Raw genomic sequence first — 19,774 nt, 5'->3', positions numbered from 1 at the left:
CCGCCTACTCTCTCTATCTCCCCGTGCCTTGGAAATCATTGCGCACCGAGAAGCTCGATTCAAACATCGCGATATCCCCGTATTGAAAGCGATACGTCTGACCGCTATAGCTCACACTGCTCAGCGGCTGTCCTTCAATTTCCCACATATTCGCCATTGGCGCGTCATACCGGATTTCCGGATTCGCCTTGCGCTCCTGCTGGTAGGCACTCAGGTCAAAATGAACCATCAGGTAGCCATTTTTCAAAAACGCTGCCTCACTGCCATTCAGCGCTCCACCGTTTTGCCTTGCGACCTCTAAAATAGTCGTGCCCTTCGGCAGCACATACGGCGCGATCTGCAGGCTGTACTCCCCATACCACCGCTGTACACTCCGCATCGCTTGCACCGCATTCACACTTGCCGGTACTTGCGAGCCGCTTGGTCCCACTAGCGTGCGGGATGCATACGACAGCTCTTCCAAGCCGTAACCTGCACTAATGACCGTTTTCCGCGTAATGTAGTGCTTCCAGAACTTCTCCCATGAAGCGCCAAACCGATTCGCTGGCGACAAGAGATAATCATATTCATAGCTTGCCGCTTGGCTCAGCGAGGTCGTCGTCACCCCGCGCAGCAGATCCGCCAGCTGATATGTCCGGCTGTACAGCTCCTGATCCCGCGCCGACCCGACTTTAATCAGCTTGTTCCGTGGACCGGATACGTCGTAGTACAAGTCGACTTCTTGCGCACTTCCGCCCTGCTTGCTCACAAACCAGAAACTCGGCTGGATCTGAATGCCCGCATCCTTGCCGCTGTAGCTGCCGATGGTTTCAAAATAGAATGAGATCGGGTACCCATTATGCGGTACCGTGGCCGCTTCCCGTGGATGCGAGCCCGGTCGAATTGGCAGCAGGCGTAAAGGCTGGCTTGCTAGAACCGTCTCTTCCCGGTCCTTCGTCCGTCCACCGGATTCATAGACGTAGCCCGAATGCTGCTTCGAGCCTTTCGCGGTGCGAAACACCGATTCATAGCGCAGGTCGCCTATATCGGTGATGGTGAAATCCGAAATGCGGCCTTGTACGGTGAAGAGCAGCGTGCGGCTTGCTCCGTAGTTCGCGAGATCGCCATTGAAATCGATCTGATAGGCCGATGAACCATCTGGCGTATTAATCGCCCATGCCTGCGTCACCGCATCGTAATTCCCTTCTGGTACCCAGACCGGAATCCGGTACGTTTGCTTCGCTGCCCCAACGGGATAATCGATCCACGTTTGTGCCGGATAGAAGGTGCTGCCGTGGTACACATCAAACGGGAATACAATCCGTTTGTTTCGTGTATATCTCGCATAGTCCCGGTTGCCGTAGCCAAGCTGATTCAAATGCGGCGCTGTCTCGTCAAAGTCGACGGAAAACTCCCGCCCCAGCACAAGCACCGTTCGTGCCATATTCGGGATAACGCTCTGGTCAAAGCCGCGGTTTTCATCCGGCGCTTCAGAGTCATTGACCACGGGAGTATGGACGGTCACCGTGTTGAGTCCGTCAATCGGAAACGTCTGAACATCCCCTTCGCCATTGATGCTCAGCAGGCTCTCATACGACAGGATGCCATCACTCGGCTCATCCCGGCTGTTCGCACGGGTACCGGGTATGATCAAGCCGCTCTCGTAGAGCACATCCTCCCCGATCTCCTCCGCTTCTACAATGTCGATCGGCTCTGGCGTTTCATCCTCCTGCTGCACGTCGTCCATGATCACGGAGCCGTCGAAATCCAGGCGGTCATTCCATACCTTGATGCGTCCAACCTGTCCTTCTGCTTCTTCGCTCCAGTCCTCCGACGGCACGCTCGGACGGCTGCTGCCGCCATCAATCGTTTCCCCTGCCAGCACTTTCGCACTGTACGGCGGTTTCTCCATATGCTCAGCCGTCACGCCCCCTTGTACATCCGGCGCGGTATATCCAATTGGCAGCAGTGTAATCGCCCCATAAGGCAGCGCATATTGGTTCAGCGTCGCTTGCTTGAGTCCCCACGCATCGAACGTCGTAATTTCCCAATAGGCAAACGGTCGCTCCACGTCATAGATCGTCGTCACCGTCTCGGATTCCTGATGACGGACCGTTCTCGTTCTCGGATTGCCATCCGAATCGGTCCCATCTGACTCCTCCGTTTGCCATTTCAGCGTATACGTTTTGGACACCGGAATTTTAAACGTACAAGTTCCTTCCTCTTGATCAAATGTATAGTCGAAGAGATACGCTTTACCGAATACATTCGCATACAGCGCATCACTGCTTGGAATCCCCTTGCTTACATCAAATTGCTCTGCTCCTCGCGCATCTGCCCGAATCTCGCCTCTCGTTTCAGTGGCAAGCGAGGTTTGACTTCGGCTTAACCCTGGCTGCGCTTCACAGATAACGGAGGTTCCAGGCGTACAGCTTGCTCCTGTACACGTTGTAGCTCCCACCGTGAGCGTAATTCTCGCCGTAATGTTATACCCATCTGCCCCATCGTCTTTCCAGTTCGCCGTGATGACGGCCGAACCCCGGCTATGTGCAGTGACTAGACCTGTTCGTTCATCAACGGAAATGACGGCCGAGCGATCACTTTTCCAAATTACATTTGTAGCTGTATTTTGCCAATCCCTCGCCTCAAACCCCTCCGTTTTTATTTGGGCAGTTAACTGGGAAGTTGCTCCCACTGCGCTGGGAGAAGCTCCTTGAATTCGTATTTCCTTTATTTGCTCATCTTCTCCTCGCCATGTAAGACGTGTCTCAAACCAATACTCAACGATAAACTTGTCTTGTCCGCCAGGTCTTGTATTTCCAGTTGCATATCTATTCGTTTTATTCGGCCCACCAGTGGTAACCTTATATACCAGAAATTTATTATTTGTTCTACCAGGATTTAACCATACTCCTTGTGCTCCATTCCACACTGACTCATTTATAAAAGCATGTTCCGACGGGGTCGAAGATAAACCATATTTATCCTGAGTTAGTGTGTGTTCTTGTCCATCAGCATCCTTGAATGTTCCTGGTGCATACAAAGCCATGCGTGTAACCCCAATAAATGTGGTCGGTACAGGATACGGAGCCGTATCTCGAGTAGCGGGATTTGTATTTCCATTGTCCGCTTCAGCCCTTCCGGGATACCCTTCTCCAATAGAATCTGCAGAATCAGCCCAAAAATTCCCGTTGTCGATTTGGTACCACATGATTTTAGGGGTGGCAATTGATTGAGCTATAACTGGATAATATTTATGCTGTTTACTTCCTGTATAATTTGCAGAAAGTGGATTAAATCTAATATCGTACGCTACGGGAGGAACCGACTCCGCAGCCCTTACCGATTTGCCATTTCCACTCGAAAGGAGAAGAGCAATAAATGTTCCTAGCACCATTAGCGAAAGAAAAACTCTCGTTGTATTCATTTCCCCTCTATCCTACCAGTACATATACACAGTGGCCTCAGTACCATCTGCTGCTGTTAGAAAAGTAGGAGTTCTAAAGGCACTGATTCCGGTCCAAAACGTTTTGGGCTTGCCTAAGCTTACAAAATCCGAAAATGCTTCATATTTAGCTCCCTTTCCAGAGTCTGTAGGCATGGTTTCATAACCGTATTTTTCAGGCAGGTCACCTGGAAGCGGACCTCCTGTTAAAGTTGGATAGCCATTAATGTAACGAGATATGTTATCCATTTCTCTGCTTGCTGTTACGGTTTGCTCGGTATAAGCTGACCAGCCCTCAAATATTTCATCATAAAACATTTCTCCATAAATTCCTCGTGCTTCGCTGCCGATTTTTTCAGATAAATTTACAACAATGACTCGATCTAAGGTAAAACTTCCAAAGCCATAGGCCAGATTAAATGTCTTTCCCATCACACTGTGAATATTTCTAGGTTTTCCATCTACACCTTTAATGTCCCTTGCCTTGCCAAAACTCATTACATTGGTTCCATACAAGCCCACTTCTCGCATTTCATTTAATCCTGTATAATTTTCCGCTTTGCTTCCTTCAATTTTCAAATAACGGTAGATCATGACAGCCACTTCTGCACGCGTAGTCGTATCCTTTAGTCCAAAGCTATTATCTGGTTTACCCTTCATCAGCCCTGTTCCTCTAGCTATTGCTATGTATGGCGTTTGAGTTTTGCTAATTCCTGTGTTGTATGTTTCTGTAAACGGCAGCAGTGTCCCTTCTACTTCTTTTATAGCAGTTGCAAAGCTCGGCTCACTTCGCACCAGACCTTGTGAAAACCACTTCGCCATATCATATCTAGTCATCGCCTGATTTGGGTTGAATTTCGCTCCTGGTGCATCTCCTGATTTAACGAATCCCGTTCCGACTGCTCCATTAATTGCGCTGGCCGCCCAATAGCTTCCCTGCACATCCGTAAAGCTTGCTTTGCTTCCGTCATTTTTATTTTTGGTTATTCGAACCAGCACACTTGCGAGTTCTGCTCGTGTAATCAAACCATTTGGCTTAAATGTACCATTCGAATAGCCCTTTAAATAACCATCCGATACAGCTTTCTTAATCGTTGATTCTGCCCAGTGGCCTTTGATATCTGTGAAAACGGGAGCAGCACTTGTACTTGCATAAGCTTGTCTCACACTTGACAGATCTTGCCTTGCTTTCACCGCTTCCTTCCCCATTACGACACTGCTAGTCATTAATAAATTAGCAGATACAAAAAATGCTACTATGGCTTTAGTACTTCTTCTCATTGTTCAACTCTCCTCATCGCTTGATCTATACCATTTAGTTTGTTTATCATTTAAGATGTTTCTAAAAAAGAATTAAAGATCTGTTTAAAAATGGATTAAAGGAGATTAATTCCTATCCACTCATAATTGCATCTAACGAACCAATTTGCAATACATTTTATATGAAAATAGTAATGGTTATTAAATTAATATCTACATTTTCGCCCCGAAAGCATCCTAAAACATGACTTTTGTATCATGTAATTTACGAATCCAATACAAGCGATTATTTGGAGATATCTTCAATATAAGAGGATACAAGTACTCTTTTTGCTAAAAAGTGTACTAAAAAAGCTGTCGAGATTTCCTCGACAGCTTAAACAATGAATTATCAAGTTTTTTTATTCATTTCCCCATTTTCCGGCTTCTCCACATCCAGCACATCCATGAGGAACATGAAGATGGGAATACCGATGATGAGTCCCCATATGCCCATATAATGCTGGGAGAAGATGAGGATGATAAAGGTGTAGAACATCGGAAGCTTTGTTTTGTGCGCATACAGCCTTGGATTCAGGAAATACGTCTCCACCGCGTGAATGAACAAAATAATTCCGATCGCCCACAGCACCATCGGCAGCCCGCCAATCTGGTAGCCGATAATGCCAATCGGGATGAACGAAATGATAACGCCTGCTACTGGAATCAGACTGAGCAGAAATACCATAATCGTCAGCGCGATTAAATAAGGGAAACCGAGTATCCACAAACCAATTACTGTGAGGATCGTGTTAAACAGGGCAATCAGCAGTTGAACCTCTACCACCTTGCCGAAGGAAGATGCGAATTTGCTGCCGAAATAATGAAACTCCCGGTATGCCCAGGAAATTTTGCTATAACGGAATTTCTCGGTAAACTGGTCGACCTTGTTTTTTTGCAAAAGGTAGAAAAAGCTGAGCAAAATTACGAACAAAATAATTTCCAGCCATTTTCCCAGCCTCATAATATAATCAACGGCACTGCCCAAATACTTCTGGTAGTCCGCTTTCTCCAAGGCATCGACCAGTACTCCGACAACCTCGTTGTTTTGAGAGGTATGTAAAAACCTCGTAATATTATTAATCATATCCACGACTTGATTGACGATTTTAGGCAAATAATTCGATATCCCGAATACTAATCCGGTCACAAGCAATACGTATAACACAACCGTCACCAAAACTGGCGATATCGGAAACAGCTTGCTGAGCTTTTTCGTAATAAATCCTTCAAGCCGTCCCATAACGAACGTTACAAGAAAGAGGAGCAGCAGTAAATTGATCATATTGTGAAGGCTGTAGAACAACAGCACAACCAACAGAATAAACAATATTCTCCTTACAACTGGATGGGCAAAAAATATGCGCAACGCTTCCATAGACTTCCCTCATTTTTATCTAGTCTCGTCTCTTTGAACCTTTTCACCTTATACGGCGCAAGCCTGTACATGTTTCACTTTTTTTGTAGAAGGCTGCCGATTAAAGCAACATGTTCATCACTAATAGTACCTGATACCTAAGCGAGACACAAGCAGTCGCCGCGCTTTTATCCTTCATATAAAAATCAAACAAAATCATAAATTTACGGCATCGCAACTAGCTGGGTCAAACCTTTAAGATAAAGGAGGATTGAACATTAGCTGATTATAAGCAATCCGTCCGTTGGAGGGGATCTATGACTACGATGATGCTAAAAAATAAAGTCGTCTTTATTACCGATGCGGACAGCGGCTCTGGAAGAGCGTTTTTCCGCCTTTTTGCCGAGCAGGGCGCGCATTTTATTTTAAATAGCATGTCGGGCGGCGCCCATATTAACGAGGAGCTTAAACGGGCTAGCGCCTTAGGACTCCAGGTCTTCGTGAGCACTGCAGATTTTTGCAGCAGCAGTGGGCTGCAAGCGATGCTGGAGCAAGCAGCGACCAAACTTGGCCAAGTAAATGTAGATGTGCTCATTCATAATAATGATCTCATGAAACCTATCTCGATTGAATATGGCGAGGAGGATTTGTTTCTAGATCTGCTGCATACGAACGCAAAATCCGCTTTTATATGCACGAAGATAGTCGGCCAGCATATGGCTGATGCCGGGTCCGGGTCGATCATCTACGTCTCCACGATTCATGCGCAGAAGCCGACCGGCTCCTCCTTCGCCTACAGCGCGTCCAAAGGCGCGGTCAGCATGCTGGCGAAAGAAGCAGCTCTCGTGCTCGGACGCAGCGGTATAACTGTCAACACGATTGAGCTGGGCCCAATAGAAGGCGATGATAAGCGTTTCGCAAGCGAGCTATCCTCGCTGTATGAGAATTACGCTTACAAAGTGCCAAATGCAGCACTCGGCAGCTATGATGATTTGGCGCAGGTTGCCCTATTCTTATCCTCTGGCGAGGCGCGATATATCAATGGATCAGACATTCGGCTAGATGGCGGATTTTTGCAGCATTATATGGATTTCAATATGAAGCGTCCCCCAGAGCTGAGCGATCAAGGAGGATGAGCATGGACCTGACAGGCAAGGTAGCTCTCGTAACAGGCGCAGGAACAGGCATCGGCCAAGGTGTCGCCATTCAGCTCGCACAATGTGGCGCAAAGGTCGTCATTCATTATAATCGCAGCGATGCCGGAGCGAAAGAAACGCTGGCGCAAATTCAGGCAGCCGGCGGCGAGGCCGTGCTAGTGCAAGCCGATGTTGCCAGCAAAGCGGAAATTGAACGATTAATGAAGCAAGCCGCACATGCCTTTCCGGCAGCGGAGGCTGACGGAACAATCGATATTTTAGTCAACAATGCTGCTTTGCAGCTTAATTATGGGCTATTTGACCATGATGAAACGTCCTTTGACCGCATGATGAACATTAATTTGAAGGGTTATTGGCAGTGTATGCAAGCCGTTATTCCTTTTATGAAAAACAATGCTGCCGGGGGCCGTATCATTCTCATCTCCTCGGTTCACAGCAAGCGGCCAACTGATTTTGACGCTGTTTATTCCATGACCAAGGGCGGCATTCGCATGCTCGGGCGGGAAGCTGCAATCGAGCTGGCTAAGTATGGCATCACCGTCAATACGATAGAGCCTGGGCAAATTGACGTTGGCGTACAGTCTGCAAGAGAATCTCGGCCCATTGGCCCGGCTGTCTCAAACCCTGACGCAGCAAGGCCTGTACGCCCAAAGCGGGATATTCGCAAAAAGTTTCCGCTCGGACGTGTCGGCAAGCCGCTTGATGTCGCCCGGCTCGTCTGCTTTATCGCTTCCGAAGAAAGCGAGTTTATGACTGGCTCCGCCATACGTTTGGACGGGGGCAGCATGCTGCTGTAGCAGCCGAATAAGCCAAATTATAACGATAATAGAGGAGTGACGGTTATGATTAATAAAGAAACGTACGAGGAAACGCTAGCCCATGTACGAACAAGCTCGAATCCGACAGGACTGCGCATTACTGATATCCGGTTCACTGACATTGTAGGAGGTCCCTTCCACAGCAGCCTCATTAAAGTATATACGAATCAGGGGCTCGTCGGATTTGGCGAAGTGCGTGACGGAGCCGATAAAGTGTATGCACAAATGCTGAAGGCACGGCTGCTTGGCGAAAATCCCTGCCATGTTGATAAGTTGTTCCGCCGCATCAAGCAGTTCGGCGGCCATGCCCGTCAAGGCGGCGGTGTAAGCGGCATTGAAATTGCGCTATGGGATTTGGCGGGAAAAGCGTATGGCGTTCCTGTCTATCAAATGTTGGGCGGGCGCTTTCGCGACCGCATCCGCATGTACTGCGATACGGAAGTCGTAGGCAAAGACACCGGCAAGGCTATGGGCGAGGCGCTCAAGAAACGCATGGACGAAGGCTTTACTTTTCTAAAAATGGATCTCGGCATTGGCCAAATCATCCATGAACCGGGCACCTTAAGCGCGCCGCTCGGCTTTCTTGAGGAAATGCGGGAAAAGTCGCGCAACCGCTACAATCAAAATTTTGACGGCATGTCGGATGATCAGCTTCGCGAAATAACGAACCGCCATTATGATATTTATAATATTGCTCACCCGTTTACCGCCATTCAGGTGACTGAAAAAGGGCTTGATCTGCTTGAGCAATATGTGGCAGATGTCCGTTCCGTTATCGGCTACCAGGTACCGCTCGCCATCGACCACTTTGGGCATATCGGGCTGGAAAGCTGCATCAAGCTTGGCCGCCGCGTCGAGAAGTTCAACCTGGCTTGGATGGAGGATATGCTGCCGTGGCAGTATACCGAGCAATACGCTAAGCTTGCACGGGCAGTCGCAACTCCGATCTGTACGGGCGAGGACATTTATTTGAAGGAAAACTTCAAGCCTTTGCTGGAAGCGGGCGGCGTATCCGTCATTCATCCGGATGTGCTCACGAGCGGAGGAATTTTAGAGACGAAAAAAATCGGCGATATGGCGCAGGACTATGGCGCAGCAATGGCCATCCATATGGCAGAAAGCCCGATTGCCTGCCTCGCGGCGGCTCACGTCGCAGCGGCAACGGAAAATTTCCTCGCCCTCGAATACCATTCCTGCGAGGTGCCTTGGTGGGATGATATTATAATTAGCAGCAAGCTGCCAAACAAGCTGGTACAGAATGGCTTCATTACAGTCAGCGATGCGCCTGGACTAGGCATTGATGATTTGAATGACGAGGTGCTTGCCGAGCATCTGCATCCCGATGTTCCTGGCATCTGGGAGTCTACGGACTCGTGGAACAAGCTGCTTTCTAATGACCGTTTGTGGAGTTAGCCCACAGGAAGGATAAGAAATAAACATTATTCTAAAAAATAAATAAGCGTTCATAAGAAACAAGCTGCTTCACATGCCCTAAGGGGATTAGTGAAGCAGCTTGCTTGTTTTTTTGCCGTTTATTTCAGATTATTACCACTTGGAAGGATCAATGTCCCCGGGGTTAAGCCCTGCCCATACGTTCGGTACGTTCACCGCAGACGGGTCGTCAAATACGAGAAACGCGGTCGGCAAATAACGTCCGCCTTCGCTTTTAGAGGAGGGCTTATTGATGAGGTCGCCGCCCTCCTTGATCAGCACGGACGAGGAGCCGCCATCCAGATTGGCAGCGATGACCGCGCCATGCTCCAGCATAATTTGCTGGCAGTCATACAGATCGGCGCCAATGCTGTAGCCGATCTGCCTGCCATCAATGATGAGGAACAAAATCGAGCCGTCCTCCTTCTGCCCCATCACCGTCCGCGGCGCGACACCCCAGCCATCGGCGTGATTTTTGATCAAGCCTTTGCCATTCACAATCATTCGCGGCTCGAAGCTGACCGCCTCAGATATGCCCAGCTTCATAAGCTCCTTGATGGAATAGCGGCCTGCCAGCATTTTACCTTGCTTGTCCAATCCGACAATTTGCGCACTTGCATCCTTGCCAAGGCCATTATAATAAATTTCCCCCTGCGTAATGACAAGCCCAATCGGCTGAAAACCGTTGCCCTGCCACTCTGGATCGGCAAACCCTCCGGCATTGACGCCAGCAAGGGCACCTGTCCGCTTGACCATGCTGCCTACCTTCTCGCCTCGGCCCGCTTTCTCCGGTACGACGAGCCGGATTTTCGTCGGGTCCTTCACCGTCATGAGAAAACCGTGATAACCTTTGCCATCGACTTCCTCGACGCTGGTCAGCGACTCAGCAGCATGGTCGCCTGCACCAGTCGGCAGCGTAATTTGATGGGTGTCCAGCTCCTCGCCCATCTCCTGAAACTGCTTGGCATAATCAGCTACACGATCGGCAAGGCCCTGCTCGCCGATTAAATATTTTGCCAGAAAGCGGTGCTGGGTTGTAATTAACGCATCCGCCAGCTTATAGCGAAGGCTCGTCCCTGAAGCGGTAAAGAAAAACCAGCTCAGGAAAAGCAGGGATGATATCACGATAACAGCGAATAACGCTGCCACTACCCGCCAAAAGCCAGGCCTCTTGCGTTTGCGTTTGTTCACTGGAGAACTGTTCTTCCTTGCAGAAGTACGGCTTCCCATCGACGGGGCAGAATGTGGTGCATGCGGTAAATTTGAAATGGTGCCCACTCCCTAATCCATAAAATTTAATCAATGAATAGACGGGTGCAGGAGGCAAGTTGTTGCAAGCGGGCTGACTTTCACAAATCATTCCTTTATTGCCGCTGAAATTGTTATAATGGACGGGAAGCATGAACAGCATTACAAAAACAGGAGTGCACCTATTGGAGGTAGAGAAATGACTGCAAACCAAGCAGGCTATGAAGTAACCAGCTATACCGATACATACCCAATCTATGAGCTCAAAGAAGCAGCGACAAATTCCCGCGTCCTCATCTGTCCTGAACGCGGCGGCATTGTAATCGGCTGCCAGCTGCAAGGCCAAGAGCTGCTGTACCTTGATCGCGATACCTTTATTGATCCAGATGCCAATATTCGCGGCGGCATTCCCGTCTTGTTTCCGATTTGCGGCCAATTGCAAAATGGCGCCTATGAATGGGATGGCGTAAGATATAATATGCGTAATCATGGCGTAGCCCGCCAAGCACCATGGGACGTTGAAGGGCAGTCTACCGACAATGGAGCCTCGCTTACGCTTTCACTGGAAAGCAGCGCACAGACGCAGGCGGCCTATCCCTTCAACTTCAAGCTGACATTCACTTACCGCTTGAAGGATGGCAAGCTGAGCATTGAGCAAGCATACAGCAATTTGTCCGAGACCAGCATGCCTGTGCATGCCGGCTTCCATCCTTATTTTGCAATTGCCGAAAAAAATCTGACTTACCGCTCTGACGCGCAGCAAGCGCTGGATTACAACGACAATCAGGTCAAGCCGTTTGCCGGCCCGCTGGATTTGAACGGGCTCGTTGAATCGGTCGCTTTGCTGGATGCGACTACACCGGAAATTTCCTTCCCCTTTGGTGAACAGCAAATCAAGTTGAGCTACAGCGAAGTATTCGGAACGACCGTCATTTGGTCGGTAGAAGGCAAGCCTTTTGTATGCGTCGAGCCATGGACTGCCCCGAATGAAGCGTTGAACCACAAAAAAGGACTTGTCATGGTGCAGCCGGGCCAAGCTTTGGAAGCCAGCTTCACGATTGAGCTGAAGGATTAATTTAGCTGCAACAAGGTGAAACGGCTATCGCCGTCCTTTGGCGGCGCAGCGCGTTTCATTCCGAGAAATATAGAGAATGGATGAGAAAATCATATCCTTTCCTATATTTCAAGGTGAAACGGCTATCGCCGTCCTTTGGCGGCGCAGCGCGTTTCATTCCGAGAAATATAGAGAATGGATGAGCAAATCATATCCTTTCCTATATTTCAAGGTGAAACGGCTATCGCCATCCTTTGGCGGTGCAGCGCGTTTCATTCCGAGAAATATAGAGAATGGATGAGAAAATCATATCCTTTCCTATATTTCAAGGTGAAACGGCTGTCGCCATCCTTTGGCGGTGCAGCGCGTTTCATTCCGAGAAATATAGAGAATGGATGAGAAAATCATATCCTTTCCTATATTTCAAGGTGAAACGGCTGTCGCCATCCTTTGGCGGCGCAGCGCGTTTCATTCCGAGAAATATAGAGAAAGAATGAGCAAATCATATCCTTTCTCTATACTTAAAAAAAGGTACTGCTCTTGGCCAGCATGTCAACATGCCAGCCAAAGGCAGTACCTTTTTTTCCTATAGCTTATTCTACCGCTATTTTTTGCGCTTCTGCCGCGTTTGTGCTGCTTTGCGCGCCTTCGACTTGCCGTCTGGACGCTGCCTCCATCAACCCTTTAATGTACCCTACCCCGAACAAACGTCCCAGCAGCTCATAACCGGGATTCTCATTCGTTTCGCCTTCCATCGTCGGCACATGATCGGGCCTTGCCGGCCCAGTGAAGCCGACATCATAGTAGGTGTACATCGCCTCCAGCATGTCGGTAATGCCATCATCGTGGAACGTTTCCTCAAATTTCTCCGCTGTGCCGCGCACATCTCTAAAATGAACAAAAAACATTTTATCCTGCCCGGCAAAATGGCGAATGACGCTGGGGATATGCTCCCCCGCCGTCGCCAGCGTGCCTTGGCATAGCGTAATGCCATTATAAGCGCTTGGCACAAGATCAATGGCGCGCTGCAAAGCATCGGCACTGCGCAGTATACGCGATACGCCGCGAATCGGCGTAATCGGCGGGTCATCGGGATGCAGCGCCAGCTTCACCTTCGCTTCCTCCGCCACAGGCACAATCTGCTCCATAAAATAATGCAGATTTTCCCACAGCTGCTGCTCGGATACGACGCCCGCTTCGGTAAGCGGGGCATCCCGCATTAAGCTGTGATCGTAGCTGGAGACGAGCGCTCCTCCTCGTGTACGCGTCGTTGTGGAGGTGCGGAACCAATTGAACTGCGCCATAAAATTGTAGCAAAGCACAGGAATACCGGCTCTCCCCATATTGACAATAAACTGCTGAAAGGTTTCAATTTCCGCATCGCGCCCTGCGGTTCCAAGCTTAATCTCATTGCTTGGCGGCATCGATTCAATGACGGCCAGTTCAATGCCGCTGTCAGCAAAACGCTGCTTCATGCGAATAAGAGGCATAAGATCCCAAGGTTTTTCGCTTTTTTCGTCCCATGCCAGACCGCTCACCGCATGATTGATATCCATTTGCTTCGCGAGCTGCCATAGACGGTCAGGCCGCGACGAGAAAAATTCTGCCAGCTGCATTACTAACTCCTCCTATTTCGTATTACAAGCGATGCAACGATTGCTTGAATTAAGATTTCTCCGCTTTGGCGGCTAGCTCCTTGCCCAGCTTGTCGATTTTATTGAATGCGTCTTCAATCGATTGCTGGCCGAAGGATACCGCATCCATTTCTTTTTTGTACGTATCCACCCATTCTGAGAATCCGGCAGCCGGCGAATAAAACGGCAGTGCTTTATCCACCGACATATCGTAAATCTCCTTGCCTAGCAAATCCTTGGCTTCAAGCGTCGGCTCAAGCTGCTTGAATATTTCCGGATTAATGGGCAAGCCGCGCGTCAAGCCAAGTGCCTTGCCCGCCTCTTGATCCGTTATAAACCATTTCACAAATTTCTTCGCTTCCTCTTTGTTTTTCGAATTGGCGCTGACGCTGAGGAAAATCGTCGACTGTGCCCAGCCGCCGCCAGCCGGTCCCGTCTGCAAATTGACAACGCCCAGCTTGCCTGGCATCAGCTGCTCCAGTGCGCTTACGGAGCCAGTCGTCGCACCTCGGGTCAGCACTACACCGGAAGCCATAGGATCGGCTTGCGGGTCATTTTCCAAGAAAGAAGCGGCTAGCTCTGCTGGTGGAACAATTTTATTTTTGCGGAAATCATCATAAATGCCATAAAACTTCATGAACAGCTCCTTATCGAGCGTGAACGTTTTGCCTCCGTCCGACATAATAGGCGGTTTGCCCATCGCCGTCTGGTAATAGTTGAAGCCATCCCAGCTCGATGTATCCCCAATCGGATATTTGCCCTCAGGCAGCTTGGCACGGGCATCTCTCGCCCATTGAAAAAATTCATCATACGTCCAATCTTTATGCGGCAGCGGGATGCCGAGCTGCTCCAGCTCTGTCTTATTGTAAGCGAAGCCCTGCGCATTCTGGCTGAGCGGGATGCCATACAGCTTGCCGTTTATTTGCAAATTTTTCAGCACATTCGGGTCCACTATGCCGCTGAGGTCAATGTCGGATAAATCCTCCAGTTGGCCTCTGGACACGTATTCCTGAATGTAAGCCGCATCCATTTGCAGTACGTCGGTAATCGACTTGGAGGCTGCCAGTGTCGGAAGCTTCTGCCAATAAGCATCCCAAGCCATAAATTCCGGCTTGAATTTCACATTTGAAAACTGCTGAGAATAAATGTCCAGCGCTTTTTTCGTCGCTTCATGACGGACGTCTGATCCCCACCACATAATGCTGAGCGTCGTCGCTGCCTCGCTTGCTCCCCCAGCCGCCGCCGTCTCCGTTGCCGAGCTTGGCTCCGCACCCTGGTTGCCCCCGCCCCCGCTATTGCTGCTGCATGCGGTCATCGTCAGCACCACAGCAAGCGTCAGCATTGCCCAGCCCTTGCTTTTCAGCCACCTTTTTCCCATTATCCGCTCATCCCCTTCAAATGAAATACCTTTTTCTATAAGCGCTTTTCATATAAGCCGTTACCCTTTGAGTCCTGTTGTAGCAATGCCTTCTACAAAGTGCTTTTGGGCCAGAAAAAAGATGACAACGGAAGGCATAATCGAAAGCAACGACATCGCAAGCAGCTGCCCCCATTGAATATCGAACTGGTCTATGAACATGCGCAGCGCAAGGCCGACCGTAAACTTCTCAACCGAGCTTAAATACAGCACCTGCGCAAAAAAATCATCCCAGCTCCAAATAAAGGTGAATATTCCCACTGTCACAAGCGCTGGCTTAATGAGCGGAAAAATAATCCGCAGAAAAATGCCGTAGACAGAAGCGCCGTCGATTTTGGCTGCCTCATCAAGATCTCGCGGGATGCCGCGAATAAACTGCACCAGCAAAAAAATAAAGAAGGCGCCGCCACCGAAAAAATGCGGCAGCACAAGCGGAACATAGCTGTCGACCATTCCCAGCTTGTTGAACAAAATGTACTGCGGAACGACCGTCACCTGCCCCGGCAGCATCATCGTCAGCAGCAAAATCGAAAACCAGAAGCCTTTAAGCCCGAAATACAAGCGGCCGAAGCCATAAGCTACAATGGCCGCTGTCAAGACGCCGCCTGCAACATTGCCGAGCTCCATCAGCAGCGTATTGCCGAAAAAGTGGGCAAACGTATAATCGCCGGAAAAATGCCAGCCCTTGCTGTAATTTTCCCACATAGGGGTGGAGGGCCAAATGGTCGGCAGTCTAAGCTCGGACGTTTTTTTGAGCGAAGCGCCCGCCCACCAAATGACGGGATAAATCATAATGAAGGAAAACAACGCGAGAAATACGTGATCGAAGCCTTTTGCGCGCAGCCTGCTCATTTCGCTTTCCCTCCATCCGACTCGTAAAATACCCAATAACGGGAAGCGGCAAAGTTAATGATCGTCAGCAGCGCTACAATGACGAGCAGGATCCAGGCCAGGGCAGAGGCATAGCCCATCTGGTAATGCTTAAACGCTTTTTCATAGAGGAACATGGCGTACATGTAGGTTGAGTTAATGGGCCCGCCCTTCGTAATAATGTAGGCGGACGTAAACGTTTGAAAGGAACCGATAATGCCAAGCACCAGATTGAAAAACATGACCGGAGAGAGCATGGGGAGTGTAATGCTGAAAAATTTTCTTGTTTTGCCCGCTCCGTCGACCGATGCGGATTCGTAAAGCTCCTGCGGAATTTGCTTAAGCCCCGCGAGAAAAATAACCATGGTGGAGCCGAACTGCCACGTATTAAGCAGGATCAGCGTAGCCAGCGACGTATCGGGATTGGATATCCAGGCGACGCCTTGAATGCCAAACCAGCCAAGCACCTGATTCACATACCCGTCCAGGCTGAACATATTGCGCCACAGCGCCGCTACTGCTATGCTGCCGCCGATGAGCGACGGAAAATAAATCGCAGTGCGGTAAATATTCATGCCGCGCAAGCTTTTATTCAGCGCCATCGCTACCATAAGCGAGAAAAACAGCTTGAGCGGCACGGAGAACAGCACGAACATGAACGTAACCTTCAGCGATGTGGTGAATGTGGAATCATTCGTAAATATGTTGACGTAGTTGTCCATCCCGGTCCATACTGGCGCTTCGAGCAGCGAATACTCCGTAAAGGATAAATAAAATGACTGGGCAATCGGCCATAACGTCAGCAATAAGAAACCTAGCAGCCATGGCGAAATAAATACGTAACCAGCCAAATGGGTAATCCGGTTATCTTTACGCTTCACCCCATTTCTCCCCTCCCTTTGCTTATTCGAGTCAAATGCTTGCCTGAGTCAGTTGCTTTTTGTCTAGCCTTACTTTATACGAAAACGCTTTCATAAATGAAGGAGACAATTTTATGATATGGTTGGATTTTTTTATAGTCCGCTGCTTAAAACCTTAAAAACGTCGCATCGACAAATTTGCCGCTGCCTGCAACAATAAAGCTGTAGCTTGAACAGCTCTACCCTTGAACCAATTACAGTAACGAAAAGAGGTGCTGCAAGATGAAGTTTGATAATCCGGAAGATATAAGACAATTGACCCCGCTTTGGGAGGGGGAGCGCTTTGAGAATGGCCGCCCTAAAGTAGATGAAGATATATTGCGCCGTATGCGAAAAATAACGCTGGAGGAAGCGTGGGGTCCGCTGTGGAATCGCGGCTATACGTTTCAATTCGAAGGAGAGTTCAAAATCATGCATCCCGAGCAGGTGATGGTCGGGCGTGCGGTTACGGCGGTCATGGTGCCCAAGCGCCCCGACCTGCATGAAACACTGCTTGATTACGGGCATGAACAAGAGAATCGCCACGGCTTTTTCAACCAATGGGTCATTGATTCGCTCGTGGAGGATGATGTGGTCGTCGTGGACATGTTCGATAAAATTCATAGCGGCACTTACGTTGGCGGCAATTTATCTACGGCGATTGCCACTCGCACGAAGCGCGGCGGCGCCGTGATCTGGGGCGGTATTCGCGATAATCAGCAGGTGAAGGAAATCGGCGGCATTAACGTCTATTTTCGGGGCAGCGATCCGACAGCGATTGCCGATGTGACGATGGTCGGCATGAACGTCCCGACACGTATCGGCAAGGCGATATGCATGCCAGGGGACGTCGTGCTGGGCACGCCTGCGGGAGTTATTTTTATTCCGCCGCATTTGGCTGAGCTGACCGTTGTACAGGCGGAGAAGTCGCAGGTGCGCGACGTATTCGGCTTCATTCGCCTTAAGCAGCAGGTGTATTCAACGGCGCAAATAGACGCTGCGTGGAATACAGCCCTTTGGCAGGACTTCATCGACTGGTTTAATAACGATGATGCCGCAGCGGAATATCGGCATTTGAGCTGGGACGATGAGCTTGAGGATGCGAAGAAGAGAGAGCATGATGGGCCGCGGAGCGATGTGCGTCTATAGAACGCAAAAGGAGGTTAGGAAAATTTTCCTGACCTTTTCGCATTTTTCAATTAACCCTTTTTAGGAATCCGTTTAATCAGTCTATCATTGTTGTCGTAGACCAGAATACATAAATCTTTGAATTCTCCCTTCAATTCGAAGTACTTTTGAATAGCCTCTTCCTTTGACATCGCTTCGCCAAATCGCTCACTCTTGTATGCAATATAATATTTTGTCATAAACAAATACTGACAATTTTCTACATTATTATCAATTTTCTATTTTCAGTGGACAACTATTAGTTCGACTAAACCATATAATACCTTCAACTGTATTTGTGCCCACATGTTCTCTCCCTGTAATCCCTCACTCCACGAATTGATCAATTTTAGCCATTTGATTGCAACCATTACTCGAGTCTTCTGAGATATAAAAGAGAACTATACTTTCGTTAGGTGCTAAAGATGAATGAACCGACGCTAGGCAAAGCGATGGATACGTTAGAGTTTCTAAGCCAGGATGGGGAGGCTCGCCGTTTGTATGAGGAGCGGCAGAAGTTTTTACACGATGAGGCTTCCATGATTGAATGGGCTACGGAAAAGGGCATGAAACAAGGGATCGCACAAGGGATTGAGAAAGGGATTGAGAAAGGCGAACGCCAAAAAGCGATTGAAATCGCCAAAAACATGCTGGCATTGGGCATCGAAATTGCGCTTATCGCCAAAGCAAGCGGCTTGTCTGAAGCAGAGGTTAAAGCGCTATAACGGGCTTCCATTTCTATAAATAAGGACGCAGTCAGACCGTCTATAATATAGAGGGAGCCCATCACTTCGCGGGCTCCCTCTTCCTTTATATTTCCCAATCTAATGCCCCACCGACTCCCGGTACTCGCTTGGAGACAAGCCAACCCGCTTTTTGAAAATTTGGCTGAAATAGCGTGAATCCTGATAGCCTACCTTTTCCGCCACCTCATAGTTTTTAAAATGTGTCGTCTTGAGCATTGCTTTCGCTTTGTCGATGCGGATATCGGTCAAATGCTCGATGAATGTTTTACCGGTATTCGTCTTAAACAGCAGGCTCAAATAGGTCGGCGTCATATACACCTTCTCCGCCACGCTTTGCAGCGAAACATGCTGGCATTCCTGCTCCATATAATACATCGTTTTCTTAATGATGCTGCGATGGCTCTCGCCCTGATAAGGCGACACTGCCTTCCACAAGCTCGTGACAAACTCGCTGACGCAGCGAACCAGCTCATGAAGCGTTTTCATTTTTAAAATGGATAAAATTTCATAAGGTTTATTAGCTACTGCGACATCCGTATCAGCCAGCACTCTTCGTTCCATTCCCACGAGCAAACGCAGCGTCAGCTCATACATGTGTGAAATAGCGATCGGCCCGCCGCGCATCACACTGCGATAGAACACCTTTACCGCTTCTTCGAGCTGCCCTTCCGACGTCGCCCCCTGGCAAGCATCGTACAGCTCCTTCTCCTTATGCTCCGGATAATCCTGAAGCGGCACATAAGCACGAAGCTCACTATAATAAATAATTTCGCCGATGCCCTGATAAAATTGATGCTGAAGCGCCTGCCCTGCCTGTTCATAAGAATGCTTCACTTCATGCAAATAGCCACAGGGCTTCCCTACGCCAATCGTAATCGGATCGGAAAATTGCTCACCCAGCATCGCCTGCACATTATCGAGCATCTTCTTCGACACCCAGGAAAACAGCAGCACGAGCCGATGCTCCTCATCTAAAAAAAGAACACTTCCCGCGGGAATGCGCGGCTGCAAATATTCTCTTATTTTCTCCATATAACCAACCCGATCATGCTCATGATGAAAATAAGCCGCTGGCGCAAGCAAAGCTACAGCCGGATACGTAAAATAAGGGTTTACATTCAGCTTCGCCAGCTGCTCCTTCATATTCGTTCGGCCGCCGCCTCTTTCCGACATCAGCTCCTGCAGCAAGCGATCCCTCATCCAAGTCAGCATATAATCGTCTTTCAGCCATTTCTCTTCTTTCAGCATGCTCC

The 19,774-nt window shown here is 49.0% G+C and carries 14 protein-coding genes and 1 pseudogene; 6 read left to right on the top strand and 9 right to left on the bottom strand.

Features of this window, described 5'->3' with window-relative positions:
• Positions 1–13: 13 nt before the first annotated feature.
• The 3 genes from BBD42_RS19830 to BBD42_RS19820 all read right to left on the bottom strand — a co-directional run bounded on the left by BBD42_RS19830 (position 14) and on the right by BBD42_RS19820 (position 6,053).
• Positions 14–2,674 carry a DUF5704 domain-containing protein gene (locus BBD42_RS19830; RefSeq protein ID WP_172455562.1) on the bottom strand — a complete coding sequence of 887 codons (2,661 nt, stop codon included), beginning with the start codon at positions 2,672–2,674 and terminating at the stop codon, positions 14–16.
• Between the two features lie 744 nt (positions 2,675–3,418).
• Positions 3,419–4,705: an S-layer homology domain-containing protein gene (locus tag BBD42_RS19825; protein ID WP_099519574.1), complete on the bottom strand. Its 1,287-nt coding sequence runs from the start codon at positions 4,703–4,705 to the stop codon at positions 3,419–3,421.
• A gap of 370 nt (positions 4,706–5,075) precedes the next feature.
• Positions 5,076–6,053 (bottom strand): AI-2E family transporter, encoded by a 978-nt coding sequence (locus BBD42_RS19820; RefSeq protein WP_237163161.1) that lies wholly within the window; start codon positions 6,051–6,053, stop codon positions 5,076–5,078.
• 344 nt (positions 6,054–6,397) lie between these two features.
• Here BBD42_RS19820 and BBD42_RS19815 point away from each other — a divergent pair, with 344 nt between their 5' ends.
• The 3 genes from BBD42_RS19815 to BBD42_RS19805 are packed head-to-tail and all read left to right on the top strand — an operon-like array spanning position 6,398 to position 9,468.
• Positions 6,398–7,216: an SDR family NAD(P)-dependent oxidoreductase gene (locus BBD42_RS19815; RefSeq protein WP_237163160.1), complete on the top strand. Its 819-nt coding sequence runs from the start codon at positions 6,398–6,400 to the stop codon at positions 7,214–7,216.
• Between the two features lie 2 nt (positions 7,217–7,218).
• Entirely contained in the window at positions 7,219–8,034 is an 816-nt protein-coding gene (locus BBD42_RS19810; protein ID WP_099519572.1) for an SDR family NAD(P)-dependent oxidoreductase, read from the top strand.
• A 45-nt stretch (positions 8,035–8,079) separates the two neighbouring features.
• The gene (locus BBD42_RS19805) at positions 8,080–9,468 is read left to right on the top strand and encodes a mandelate racemase/muconate lactonizing enzyme family protein (RefSeq protein WP_099519571.1); all 1,389 of its coding nucleotides are present in this window, start codon (positions 8,080–8,082) and stop codon (positions 9,466–9,468) included.
• A gap of 132 nt (positions 9,469–9,600) precedes the next feature.
• Here BBD42_RS19805 and BBD42_RS19800 read toward each other — a convergent pair whose 3' ends face one another.
• Positions 9,601–10,716 carry a phosphodiester glycosidase family protein gene (locus BBD42_RS19800; RefSeq protein WP_099519570.1) on the bottom strand — a complete coding sequence of 372 codons (1,116 nt, stop codon included), beginning with the start codon at positions 10,714–10,716 and terminating at the stop codon, positions 9,601–9,603.
• A 217-nt stretch (positions 10,717–10,933) separates the two neighbouring features.
• Here BBD42_RS19800 and BBD42_RS19795 point away from each other — a divergent pair, with 217 nt between their 5' ends.
• The gene (locus BBD42_RS19795; protein WP_099519569.1) at positions 10,934–11,809 is read left to right on the top strand and encodes an aldose epimerase family protein; all 876 of its coding nucleotides are present in this window, start codon (positions 10,934–10,936) and stop codon (positions 11,807–11,809) included.
• 572 nt (positions 11,810–12,381) lie between these two features.
• Here BBD42_RS19795 and BBD42_RS19780 read toward each other — a convergent pair.
• The 4 genes from BBD42_RS19780 to BBD42_RS19765 are packed head-to-tail and all read right to left on the bottom strand — an operon-like array spanning position 12,382 to position 16,590.
• A complete protein-coding gene (locus BBD42_RS19780; protein ID WP_099519566.1) occupies positions 12,382–13,404 on the bottom strand; it encodes a mannonate dehydratase in 1,023 nt (340 codons plus the stop codon).
• Positions 13,405–13,453: 49 nt separating this feature from the next.
• Entirely contained in the window at positions 13,454–14,800 is a 1,347-nt protein-coding gene (locus tag BBD42_RS19775; protein ID WP_099519565.1) for an ABC transporter substrate-binding protein, read from the bottom strand.
• Positions 14,801–14,860: 60 nt separating this feature from the next.
• A complete protein-coding gene (locus BBD42_RS19770; protein WP_099519564.1) occupies positions 14,861–15,691 on the bottom strand; it encodes a carbohydrate ABC transporter permease in 831 nt (276 codons plus the stop codon).
• Positions 15,688–16,590 carry a carbohydrate ABC transporter permease gene (locus BBD42_RS19765; RefSeq protein ID WP_099519563.1) on the bottom strand — a complete coding sequence of 301 codons (903 nt, stop codon included), beginning with the start codon at positions 16,588–16,590 and terminating at the stop codon, positions 15,688–15,690. Before BBD42_RS19765 ends, BBD42_RS19770 begins: the two co-directional genes overlap by 4 nt.
• A 261-nt stretch (positions 16,591–16,851) precedes the next feature.
• Between BBD42_RS19765 and BBD42_RS19760 the strand changes: the two genes are divergently transcribed.
• Both BBD42_RS19760 and BBD42_RS19755 read left to right on the top strand, forming a co-directional pair.
• Positions 16,852–17,757 (top strand): RraA family protein, encoded by a 906-nt coding sequence (locus tag BBD42_RS19760; protein ID WP_099519562.1) that lies wholly within the window; start codon positions 16,852–16,854, stop codon positions 17,755–17,757.
• A 434-nt stretch (positions 17,758–18,191) separates the two neighbouring features.
• Positions 18,192–18,500, top strand: a pseudogene (locus tag BBD42_RS19755) (Rpn family recombination-promoting nuclease/putative transposase); the annotation flags it as partial.
• A 99-nt stretch (positions 18,501–18,599) separates the two neighbouring features.
• Here the strand turns inward: BBD42_RS19755 and BBD42_RS19750 are convergent.
• Positions 18,600–19,769, bottom strand: coding sequence for a helix-turn-helix domain-containing protein (locus BBD42_RS19750; protein WP_099519560.1), 1,170 nt, complete (start codon positions 19,767–19,769; stop codon positions 18,600–18,602).
• Between the last annotated feature and the right edge of the window lie 5 nt (positions 19,770–19,774).

It is taken from the genome of Paenibacillus sp. BIHB 4019 (assembly GCF_002741035.1).
GTDB lineage: Bacteria > Bacillota > Bacilli > Paenibacillales > Paenibacillaceae > Pristimantibacillus.
This window is presented reverse-complemented; position numbering and strand designations above follow the sequence as displayed.